8 protein-coding genes and 2 tRNA genes are annotated in these 11,041 nt (G+C 40.4%); all 10 read right to left on the bottom strand.

Annotation, left to right across the window (positions count from 1 at the left end):
- Positions 1 to 8: 8 nt before the first annotated feature.
- The 10 genes from JCM9152_RS17525 to JCM9152_RS17480 all read right to left on the bottom strand — a co-directional run bounded on the left by JCM9152_RS17525 (position 9) and on the right by JCM9152_RS17480 (position 10,873).
- Positions 9 to 83: transfer RNA gene (locus JCM9152_RS17525), tRNA-Glu, on the bottom strand.
- 14 nt (positions 84 to 97) lie between these two features.
- A tRNA-Lys gene (locus tag JCM9152_RS17520) sits at positions 98 to 173 on the bottom strand.
- Between the two features lie 158 nt (positions 174 to 331).
- Positions 332 to 1,618: an adenylosuccinate synthase gene (locus JCM9152_RS17515; RefSeq protein ID WP_035346628.1), complete on the bottom strand. Its 1,287-nt coding sequence runs from the start codon at positions 1,616 to 1,618 to the stop codon at positions 332 to 334.
- A 203-nt stretch (positions 1,619 to 1,821) separates the two neighbouring features.
- Positions 1,822 to 3,186: a replicative DNA helicase gene (gene dnaB, locus JCM9152_RS17510; RefSeq protein ID WP_035346627.1), complete on the bottom strand. Its 1,365-nt coding sequence runs from the start codon at positions 3,184 to 3,186 to the stop codon at positions 1,822 to 1,824.
- Between the two features lie 77 nt (positions 3,187 to 3,263).
- The gene (gene rplI / locus JCM9152_RS17505; protein WP_035346626.1) at positions 3,264 to 3,707 is read right to left on the bottom strand and encodes a 50S ribosomal protein L9; all 444 of its coding nucleotides are present in this window, start codon (positions 3,705 to 3,707) and stop codon (positions 3,264 to 3,266) included.
- A gap of 3 nt (positions 3,708 to 3,710) precedes the next feature.
- On the bottom strand, positions 3,711 to 5,675 hold the full coding sequence (locus JCM9152_RS17500) for a DHH family phosphoesterase (RefSeq protein ID WP_035346625.1): 1,965 nt from the start codon (positions 5,673 to 5,675) through the stop codon (positions 3,711 to 3,713).
- Between the two features lie 4 nt (positions 5,676 to 5,679).
- The gene (locus JCM9152_RS17495) at positions 5,680 to 6,501 is read right to left on the bottom strand and encodes a YybS family protein (protein WP_052016096.1); all 822 of its coding nucleotides are present in this window, start codon (positions 6,499 to 6,501) and stop codon (positions 5,680 to 5,682) included.
- A gap of 1,123 nt (positions 6,502 to 7,624) precedes the next feature.
- Positions 7,625 to 8,584, bottom strand: a complete 960-nt coding sequence (locus tag JCM9152_RS17490) for an SDR family NAD(P)-dependent oxidoreductase (RefSeq protein WP_035346624.1) — start codon at positions 8,582 to 8,584, stop codon at positions 7,625 to 7,627.
- Positions 8,585 to 8,651: 67 nt separating this feature from the next.
- Positions 8,652 to 10,109 (bottom strand): MFS transporter, encoded by a 1,458-nt coding sequence (locus JCM9152_RS17485; protein WP_081728095.1) that lies wholly within the window; start codon positions 10,107 to 10,109, stop codon positions 8,652 to 8,654.
- Positions 10,110 to 10,372: 263 nt separating this feature from the next.
- Positions 10,373 to 10,873 (bottom strand): TetR/AcrR family transcriptional regulator, encoded by a 501-nt coding sequence (locus tag JCM9152_RS17480; protein ID WP_035346623.1) that lies wholly within the window; start codon positions 10,871 to 10,873, stop codon positions 10,373 to 10,375.
- Between the last annotated feature and the right edge of the window lie 168 nt (positions 10,874 to 11,041).

Here is an 11,041-nt window from a genome sequence, read left to right as displayed (position 1 = left end):
GAATAAAGTGGTGACCCGTACGGGATTCGAACCCGTGTTACCGCCGTGAAAGGGCGGTGTCTTAACCGCTTGACCAACGGGCCACTTTATCAAAAAATGGTGAGCCATGAAGGACTCGAACCTTCGACCCTCTGATTAAAAGTCAGATGCTCTACCAACTGAGCTAATGGCTCTTGTTTTGCTTAATTCAAGAGCCTGTACTCTTGACGACAAGATTTATAATAGCATACAAAAAAACGACGTGCAACTACTTTTTTCAAAAAATATACGTTAACTTTGAGAGAAGCAAGTACATACAAAAAAACGTATGCACTTGCTTCTCCTATTTCAATTACGCAAATACGCCACGTACTAAATTCGTTTGATCACGATCTGGACCTACAGAGAAGATCGTTAATGGAATACCTGTAAGCTGTGAAACACGTTCAATATAATGACGAGCATTAACCGGTAGCTCATCTAACGACTTCACCCCTGTAATATCCTCATCCCACCCAGGTAGTTCCTCATAAACAGGCTCACACTCAGCCAACGTCTTCAAACTTGCCGGGAACTCTTCAATGATTGTCCCACGATACTTATAGGCTGTGCAAATCTTCAATGTTTTAATCCCTGTTAATACATCGATTGAATTTAATGAAAGATCGGTTAACCCACTCACTCGACGAGCATGGCGAACAACGACACTATCAAACCATCCGACACGACGTGGGCGACCAGTTGTTGTCCCATATTCATTACCTACTTCACGAATTCGATCTCCAATCTCATCATGAAGCTCAGTAGGGAATGGCCCATCGCCTACACGAGTTGTATAAGCCTTTGAAACACCAACAGCTTTTGTAATCTTCGCTGGCCCGACACCAGAACCAATCGTGACACCCCCAGCAATTGGATTCGACGACGTGACAAACGGATATGTCCCTTGATCAATATCTAACATAACACCTTGAGCACCTTCAAATAAGACACGACGCCCTTCGTCTAATGCATCGTTTAACACAACAGATGTATCACAGACATATTGTGCAATTTGTTGGCCATATTCATAGTACTCATCAAGGATCTCCTCTTTCGTAAATCCTTCTACCTCATAATACTTCTCAAATAAACGATTCTTTTCTTCTAGAATACGTTCTAACTTTTCCTCAAACACTTCTTTATCTAATAAATCGGCAATACGGATTCCAATTCGTGCAGCCTTGTCCATATAAGCAGGCCCTATGCCCTTTTTTGTTGTTCCAATTTTATTGGCACCTTTACGCTCCTCTTCAACGATATCAAGCTTCAAATGATAAGGAAGAATCACATGGGCACGATTACTAATTCGTAAATTGCTCGTATCAACTTGACGTTCATGCAAATAAGCAATTTCCTCCACGATCGCTTTCGGATCTATCACCATTCCATTACCAATCACACAAACCTTGTCTTTATAAAAAATACCAGAAGGAATTAAATGTAGCTTATACTTCACACCGTTAAACACGATCGTATGACCTGCGTTGTTCCCCCCTTGATAACGGGCAACAACCTCTGCTCGCTCTGAAAGGTAATCGGTAATCTTCCCTTTCCCTTCATCACCCCATTGTGTTCCTACAACAACAACTGATGACATGACATGCACCTCCGCATTAGCCTTTAGTAAGTATAGTTTTCCAAAGCCACTGATTAGTATACCAACTCCTCCCGATACCGTCAATGTAAACACGAACATTTGTATATTTTGTGTTCAATTTCGTTCGACTGTAATTCGTTTTTTGAGTAAGAAACAGCAAAAAAGCGACCAAAAAAGAGAAATTTCTTTATTGGCCGCTCTATTTATGCACCTGGTGGCATATTACTTTCATCATGTCTACGATCTAAGTTAACAAATTTATTATATTCCTTCACAAACGCTAGCTCCACCGTTCCAACTGGACCGTTACGTTGCTTAGCTATAATGATCTCAATAATATTTTGATTTTCCGATTCTTTATCATAATAATCATCGCGATAAAGAAAGGCAACAATATCAGCATCCTGCTCAATACTTCCCGATTCACGAATATCAGACATCATCGGCCTCTTATCTTGTCTCGACTCAACACCACGAGAAAGCTGAGATAAAGCAATAACAGGTACTTCAAGCTCACGAGCAATTTGTTTTAATGTACGAGAAATTTCTGATACCTCTTGTTGTCTGTTTTCACCACTCTTGCCGTTCCCTTGAATAAGCTGTAAGTAATCAATCATAATCATACCAAGCCCTTGCTCCTGCTTCAATCGCCGACATTTCGCTCGGATGTCATTCACCTTCACACCAGGAGTGTCATCAATGTAAATACCCGCTTTCGCCAAGCTTCCCATCGCCATCGCCAGCTTCTGCCAATCTTCAGCGTTTAACGCACCTGTTCTCATCCGTTGTGCATCAATATTGCCCTCTGCACAAAGCATCCGTTGGACAAGCTGGCTTGCTCCCATCTCTAAACTGAAAATCGCCACATTTTCCCCAGCAGCCGTTGCTACATTTTGCGAAATATTTAACGCGAAAGCTGTCTTACCGACAGAAGGTCGTGCTGCGACAATAATTAAGTCATTACGTTGAAAGCCAGCAGTCATTCGATCAAGCTCTTGGAAGCCTGTTGGAATTCCTGTAATTTCCCCTTGTTGATTTTGCAGCATTTCAATCTTTTCATATGTCTCAACTAAGACATCTTTAATCGAAATAAAGGCACTCGTGTTTTTACGCTGCGCTACATCTAAGATCGTCTTCTCTGCTTCTGACAAGATTGTATCGACTTCTTCTTCACTTGCATAGCCGTCAGCCGCTATTGATGTTGAAACTTTAATTAACCTTCGCAAAATCGACTTCTCTTCGACAATTTTTGTATAATATTCCACATTTGCTGCTGTCGGTACAGCATTAGAAAGGTCACTTAAATATGCAATACCACCAATATCATCAAGCCACTTTCGATTCTGTAACTCTGAAGTTACTGTTACTAAATCTACTGGCTCGTCCTTCTCCGACAAATCGAGCATCACCTCATAGATCCGCTGATGTGAAGCTCGATAGAAATCCTCTGGAGTAAGACGCTCAGAAGCGGTGACAAGAGCATCAGCAGATAGAAAAACAGCCCCTATGACCGCTTGCTCTGCTTCGATATTTTGTGGTGGTGTACGATCTGCAAATAAATCACTCATGCCTGTCCCGCCTTTCTAATATTTATCTTTTTAAAGAGGGTATCGCATTTCCCTTTTGCGACACCCTCCGCTATTTTCTATTCCTCTACAACGTGCACTTTAACAGTGGCAATGACATCTGGATGTATTTTAATTGGTACATTCGTATAGCCAAGTGCACGAATCGGATCATCTAACATAATCTTACGCTTGTCTACCTTCTTCTTCATTTTCTTTAATGTTTCAGCAATTTGCTTTGTGGAAACAGCTCCGAATAAACGGCCCCCTTCTCCTGCTTTTGCTTTTATTTCAACTGTTAAAGCCTCTAGCTCCGCCTTATAATCCTGAGCCGCCTTTAATTCTTCGTCTTCCTTCTTTTGCTTACTTTTCTTTTGTGCTTCTAAATTCTTCATGTTACCTTGTGTCGCCTCAACGGCCAAGTTATTCGGTAACAAATAATTGCGAGCATAACCTTCTGAAACATTTTTTGTTTCGCCTTTTTTCCCTTTTCCTTTTACATCTTCTAAGAAAATCACTTTCATTAATTATTGACCTCCTTCGATATATTGATCAATTGCTTCCTGTAGCTTTTCTTTTGCTTCCAAGACCGTTATATCTGTCAATTGAGTCGCTGCATTCGATAGGTGCCCGCCACCATCAAGTGATTCCATAATAATTTGAACGTTCACATCACCTAACGAACGAGCACTAATGCTTACATAGCCATCCTCTCGCTTGGAAATGACAAAAGAAGCAACAACATCCTTCATTGACAATAACGTATCCGCAGCTTGAGCAATAATAATTTGATTATATAATTTCGTTTCGCTTGCTGTAGCAATCGCAAAACCATCACGATATGTTTCTGCACTTTTCACCAGCTTCGAGCGTTCCACATATTGACCTAAATCTTCCTTCAAAAGCTTTTGAACGAGCGTTGTATCGGCACCATTTGAGCGAAGGAAGGATGCCGCATCAAACGTTCTCGCTCCTGTTCGGACAGCAAAGCTTTTCGTATCAACAATAATCCCAGCAAGTAATGCTGTTGCTTCTAGTCGGTCCATCTGTAGACGCTTAGGCTGATATTCAAGCAGCTCTGTAACAAGCTCTGCCGTCGATGACGCATATGGCTCCATATAGACAAGCACTGGATCCTCTATAAACTCTTCACCACGACGATGGTGATCTAGGACGATGATACGCTCAACTCTATTTAATAATTCTGGTTCGATTACTAATGATGGCTTATGCGTATCTACGATAATTAAAAGCGTTTCTGGTGTGATTTGATCCTTTGCTTCTTCAGGAGTAATAAAGTGCGACCATAAATAATCATGCTCCTCTATTTCCTCCATCAGCTTTTGAACCGTGTAATTTATATCATTCGGGTCTAAAACGATGAAGCCTTCCTTATCGTTGACCTCAGCTAGCTTTTGAACCCCAATTGCAGCACCAATTGCATCCATATCGGGATTTTTATGACCCATTATGAGGACTTTATCACTTTCTGTCACAAAGTCACGCAACGCATGAGAAATGACTCGCGCTCTTACACGCGTTCGCTTCTCCATCGCGTTCGATTTCCCACCATAGAAACGAACACGACCGTTTGTGCGCTTTATAGCCACTTGGTCACCACCGCGCCCAAGTGCAAGATCTAAGCTTGATTGCGCGATTTTTCCTAATTCACGCAAATCATCTTCATCCGTCCCTACGCCAATACTAAGCGTAATCGGTAATTTCTCTTTAGCCGTTCGCTCACGAATATCATCAATAATTTCAAAACGACTTTCTTCCATTTCTTTAAGTGAGTAAGCATGCATAACCGCAATAAATCGATCCGCCGACGTTCTCCGTAAATAGATTCCGTAATAGTCAGCCCATTCATTTAACGTCTTCGTAACAATACTCATCATCCGTCCGCGAACTTGATCATCAATTCCCTGCATAACTTCATCATAATTATCTAAATAAAGCATCGCTAGCACGGTTTTTGACTGATGAAATTGCTCTAGAGCCTGCTCTTGCTCCGTCACATCAATCATATAGAGCAATCGTTCTTGAGGCTCAATTGTTACTTGGTATATAGACTCATCTATACGTAAAAGCCCTTCCGTTGTTTCCTCTTCTAACCATTTTTCAAGCTCTTCACTAATTACACTTAAAGGACGATCAATGAGCTTCTCATCAAAGGTCGTAGTCATGTACGGATTACTCCATTGAATCGTATGTTCTTCATTGTATAAGAGAATACCTACGGGCATTCTCTTAACCGCTTCTTCCCCTGCTTTCGATACTCGTGAAGATAGAGTTGAAATATAATTGACTAAATCGCGTTCGAATGCCATTCTTGCTTGAATCGAGAAAACAAGTAAGATCCCTAATAAGAGGAAACCAATGACTCCTACTTTCCAATTGTACCATGCAACAAACGTAACAAATCCAGTTGCAACGATAAAGAGAGCAATGACATGATACCCGTGCCAGCGATTTAATAAAAAGTTTGGCATATCGTCAGCTCCTATTATCCTGGCCCGCAATGCGTTTACGCAAATCAAAGCCTAAATCAATAATTCCTACTATACGAATAACCTCAATGAGTGGTAGAAGGATGAAGGATGCTACGACAATGATAATAGGGAGGGCAATCGAAACCTTTTTATGATGACAATAAAAGAAAATAAAGGCAAAGCCTTGAATTGTCAAAACAAACCCTAATAACATCATCAAGTTTTGAACAACCGTAAACATCACGGTTCCTTCTTCTACACCGATTAAAGCAACAATTAAGACGACTAAATAATACCATAAGAAGCTTTTCGGAAACGCCCAATGCCGGAAGGGAGGCAATTTCTTCACATCATGTCCTAGTCTTTTTAAAACAAAATAACTAAGGAGCACCGTAATAATGGCTAATAGAATTCCTGAGAAAACAATGGCTACAGGTGCTAAGAACAGTAGGGTATCCAATGCTTCATCAAGCATCTCGGTATTCATTTGTCCCATTCCACCTAATGTACGCTCGACAAGCTCCATTTGGTCACGTGTTAAATCAGCTGCTAGCTGCATAGGACTTTGTCCAACTAACAGAGTCATACCGACGAACAGGAGCAAAATATGTACGATATATGCCAAAGATGCACCAAGCAAGACAGCAAAGCCGCTTAAGCCTCGACGGTGAATCTCACCAATCACCATACCAGCTGTTCCAAACATAATAGCCGGAATAATTGCTAATACCCCTCCTCCTAGAATAAAGCCTAAAAAGGAGGAAACAAGTAATAATACCGTCCCGGCCTTCAGCCCTCGACGAAATGTGAACACGACAAAAGGCAATGGCAACGCCACATCATAATCGTATTGATTAGTGGGACATAAAGAGTGAGAAGTAATAGGATCGTAACGATAGCAGCCAATATGGCTCCTTCTGTCATCGTTTTTGTATCTCTCACAAATACACCTCATTTTTCCGATCTTTTATATCTTTCTAGATATTCCTTTATATTTTACCGTAATTAACAGGAAAGTTAAAGCATCCAAAGGTGAACATCCTATTACATGTGATGTTTCTTTATAAAATACCATAGATATTGGCATCATTTCATACGTTTGAAGGCTTTACACCTTTTTGGAAAAAGTGGGCTTTGATAGAGAAACAACAGATCACAACGTTTTGAAACTGTCTGGTGGAGAACAACAGCATGTCGATATAGCTTGAACATTAGCCCATAACCTCCGACGCTCCTCATGTTCAGCAAGAAGTCCGTGATCAAATGGTCCCTCATTCCTCTATTTGCGTGTAATGCGTGTAATGATGCAAGAAGCGGTATCCTCATTCCTCTATTCTGACAAAATCAGAAAGGAAAGGAGGAAAAATCGGTGAATAGCGGAATGAGGATGCTATAACAGCCTCATAAAGGCTTTATGACGAAAATAGAGGAATGACGATTCCATAAAAGATCTGACGAAGATCGTTACGTTTCACTTTCAGAATCGCATAAGCTTTTGTAACGCTCAGAGCCACTTCAAAGCCCCTGAAAAAGTTAAATACAAACTTTTTCAGGGGACTTGGGTACGGGTATCATTATTGATGGGAATCGGTCTAGAAAAACTGGACAAGCTACTGAACGAATCAGTTTTTTACCTTTTTCACTTGCCTTAGGGCACAGAACGCGATCATCGTCGGCTATGTGAATACCACCAGCATGCCCGGATGTAATGCACAATACGATTACCGAACAAAGGATCAGGGGTTTTCAAGTAAATTTTAAAAGAAATTCCCTCACTGCAATAACGTATTACCTTGGACGCAGGCACAAATCTCTTCATGGAATCCGGACATTATAGGAAAGTGTGGGTGCGAGAGCAAGTGCAGAATGAAAAGGGGATGTCCTTTCATGCTAGCATGCGAAGGACAGTCCTAATTCAACATACCTATATTATACCTTTTTTTGACCTCCTAGATTTCCTTTTTACTTTTCATTAGTATTCGTAACGTTTCTTCAAGACCTTCCTTATAAGGAGTTGCGGGTATGGGACCAATGCGTTTCTCATATTTGTCACCACTTAATACAAACCCCTTCTCTGTCAAATACATAATCTCGACGACTTCCTTCATGAATGCATCGAATAACCCAATCAAGCGAATAGAGAATTTAGTTAAAGGAATAACCGCTTTTCGATTTCCTGTTACTTCACGAGCAATCCTGATAATTTCTTTACCTGAAATTAATCCAACACCAGGAATGTTCCATTTTTCACCGTATGACTCTTCTTTTTCTGCTATATTCACAATCATTTTAGCTGCGTCTGGCAAATAAACATATTCGCGTGGTGTTTTCAAATTACCCATAAAAATCGTTGGCTTATTAGCGGCGATCCCTTCTAAAGTAGGCTGCAAGTAAGCATTTTGAGAGCTGATACCATAATAATCGGGAAGTCTCACAATGAGTGCTTTAGCTCTCGTCCATTGACCACTGAATATAAGCCGTTCTAACTTCACCTTTAATTTCCCTTTCCTCGTATGCGGCTCCATAGGGTGATTCTCGTCACCCTTGGCGACCTGATATCCATAAACGTATATTCCGTCTACAAAAACGATTTTGATTCCTAAAAAATCCGCTAAATCCATCATCTTTTTGCCAAATCGAAGTACCTCCTCTTCATTGGCATGATAACTCACACCCGTACATAAGAACATGACTTCTACATCCTTTGCTGCCTCAACAATCGTCGAGAAGTCATAGAGGTCACCTACTTTGTAGGATAGTAAATGATGGTGATAATTGTCTTCTACTAATTTCTTTAATTTCTCCTCTGTACGCCCATATGCAATCACTTCAACATCTTTTGATAATAATTCCGAAACGATAACCTGACCCGTGCCACCTGCTGCTCCTATAACGATAGCTTTGTTCATGGGTTTATTCCTCCTTTAATTTCACTTTTTATTGATTGATCAATCATTTCTTGTAAAAATAAAGCCATTACCTCGATTGATTTAAGCTGCCTTGCTTCACAGTTGTATTAACTTTTTTTCGTTGAACAAAAATGACTAACAGTGCGCTAATGATTGCGAATATGGCTGCTCCACGAAACACCCAACTAAAACCACCAGTTAATGCATCTGCCATATCAAAGTTTGCAGAAGTAAGAGCATCTGTTCTCATAGCAGAAACGATGACTAGGATCGTGATCCCAAAGGCTCCTCCAATTTGTTGACTCGAATTCATAAGACCGCCTGCCAAGCCTTCTTCTCTTTTGGCTACTCCGCTAACAGCAAGTGCAGTACTAGATACAAGTGCGCCTCCAGCTCCTGCTCCGAGAACAATGGTTGGACCGAGTAGGTGGCTCACGAATGAGGCATCGCTTGGTGCAAATGACAGCCAAACTAAACCAGCAGCAAACAGGAAAAGTGTGAATACGAGTGTTCGTTCTGTACCTACTCGATTCATGAATTCTGGGACGATTCCAGCGCCGAGCATTAATGCAACCACAAGCGGAAGCTGAGTAAGTCCTGTTGTAAGTGCATCATATTCCAACACCATTTGCATATACACCGATAGTCCGAAGAATAATCCGATCATCGCTCCACCAATAAATAGCATGGATAAGTTACCTTTAACTACCGAAGGATTGCGAAAAATACTGAAAGGTACAAGGGGTTCCTTCGCTTTTTTTTCAATGAAAATAAATGATACCAAAAGTACGATTCCTAAAACAAAGAGAGTCACTGTAGTCATGATATGAACTTGGTTCGCTGCTGTCAGAGAGGTAACTAGCGATACTAAGCCTGCTGTAACAGTTACAGCGCCAAGCACATCTGTTTTCTTATTTTGAGCTTTTGTATCCTTCGTAACCAGCATAGGTAAAGCGATAACAACGAGCACACCGACAGGAATATTAATAAAAAAGATCGCTGTCCATCCAAACATGGATGTCAAAATTCCACCTAATAAAACACCTGCTCCACTACCAAGCCCTGCAACGATCCCCCATAACCCTAAAGCTTTCGCACGTTCACTCGGTTCTGTAAAAAGCACAGTAACAAGTGCCAATGCAGAAGGGGCTAAAAAGGCAGCTGAAATTCCTTGAATGGTACGTGCAGCTAAAAGAAATTCAATGGAGTTCGATAAACTAGCCAAAGCTGACCCCAGTATAAAACCAATCACTCCCAACATAAAAATTGTCCGATGTCCAAAGCGATCGGCCAAACGGCCACCTAATAGAAGTAAGCCACCGAATGGAACGATAAAAGCTGTAATGACCCAACTTAACGTATCTGTACCTAGAAGCAGATCTTCACCAATCGAAGGTAATGCGATATTAATGATCGACGAATCCAATACTACAAGAAATTGTGCCAAAGCTAGAAATATAAGTGCTAACCAACGATTTGAACTGCGCTCATTTGAAATTGTTTGCTGATGTTTAACTTTACTCATTTAAACCACTCTCCTACTTTTTTTATTGATTGATCAATTACTAAAATTTAAAAAAATCACTTCTTACATTTATTCATTCTCGTTTATTCACTGTTTACGTGTTATGTTACTGTTTCTTTTACTTTTGGTTTCATTTTCCCACCTCCGGAATAGTTTATTATTGATTGATCAATTACTATTTTATAAAATGGACTTATCACTATTACAGTCATTTATTGCGAATCGACTTATGTTAAGTCGTAAATTTCATCGCATTATTCGTCTCATTTACCAATCAGTTCAGGCAGATCAATAAAATAAGCGATATTGCATAAAATCCCCACAGCAATGAATGTCGTAACCATTTGTTCAGCATTTTCGAGATTCGCTTCTTTAAATCGATCCAAGACGTAGCTTCTAATTCGAGATAACCATTCTCTCGTACACTTTTGAATAGGCTCTTCCTTCACAGAAATTCCTACTACTTGCAAGGCAATTTCATTAGGGTGAGAATTCGATAACTCTTCATACGCTTGCACCATCTTCATCCCAAGTTCTTCAGGACTTGCCTTAACATTTTTGAAGCTTTGCAATATTCTTTCATACGCTCGCTCTAGAGCCGCAATGAATAATTCTTCCTTCGTCTCAAAAAAACGAAACACATATGGCTGGGAAATCCCAGCTTTTTCTGCTATATGAGCGGTAGTCGTATTATAGTAGCCTCGTTTGGCGAACACTTCTAGCCCTGCCTCAAGGATTTCTTCTTTGCGATTCGGCTTAGCCATGTGCGCAACCTCCTAATATATTTCGTTGTTAGTGATTGATCAATTACACATTAACAGATATTTATTTGGAGTGCAAGTATTTTTGTGATACTTTCCTCTTCGTAAGTACCTGATTTAAAAGTGCGTACTTACATATTCTAATTGCTTATTCTATACTCATACTGCAAC

Source organism: Halalkalibacter hemicellulosilyticusJCM 9152, assembly GCF_000513115.1.
Classification (GTDB): Bacteria; Bacillota; Bacilli; order Bacillales; family Bacillaceae_D; genus Halalkalibacter; species Halalkalibacter hemicellulosilyticus.
This window is presented reverse-complemented; position numbering and strand designations above follow the sequence as displayed.

Excerpts from the sequence above, each read along its gene's own strand:
- JCM9152_RS17515 (WP_035346628.1), bottom strand. The coding sequence starts at position 1,618 with ATGTCATCAGTTGTTGTTGTAGGAACACAATGGGGTGATGAAGGGAAA.
- dnaB (WP_035346627.1), bottom strand. The coding sequence starts at position 3,186 with ATGAGTGATTTATTTGCAGATCGTACACCACCACAAAATATCGAAGCA.
- rplI (WP_035346626.1), bottom strand. The coding sequence starts at position 3,707 with ATGAAAGTGATTTTCTTAGAAGATGTAAAAGGAAAAGGGAAAAAAGGC.
- JCM9152_RS17500 (WP_035346625.1), bottom strand. The coding sequence starts at position 5,675 with ATGCCAAACTTTTTATTAAATCGCTGGCACGGGTATCATGTCATTGCT.
- JCM9152_RS17490 (WP_035346624.1), bottom strand. The coding sequence starts at position 8,584 with ATGAACAAAGCTATCGTTATAGGAGCAGCAGGTGGCACGGGTCAGGTT.
- JCM9152_RS17485 (WP_081728095.1), bottom strand. The coding sequence starts at position 10,109 with ATGAGTAAAGTTAAACATCAGCAAACAATTTCAAATGAGCGCAGTTCA.
- JCM9152_RS17480 (WP_035346623.1), bottom strand. The coding sequence starts at position 10,873 with ATGGCTAAGCCGAATCGCAAAGAAGAAATCCTTGAGGCAGGGCTAGAA.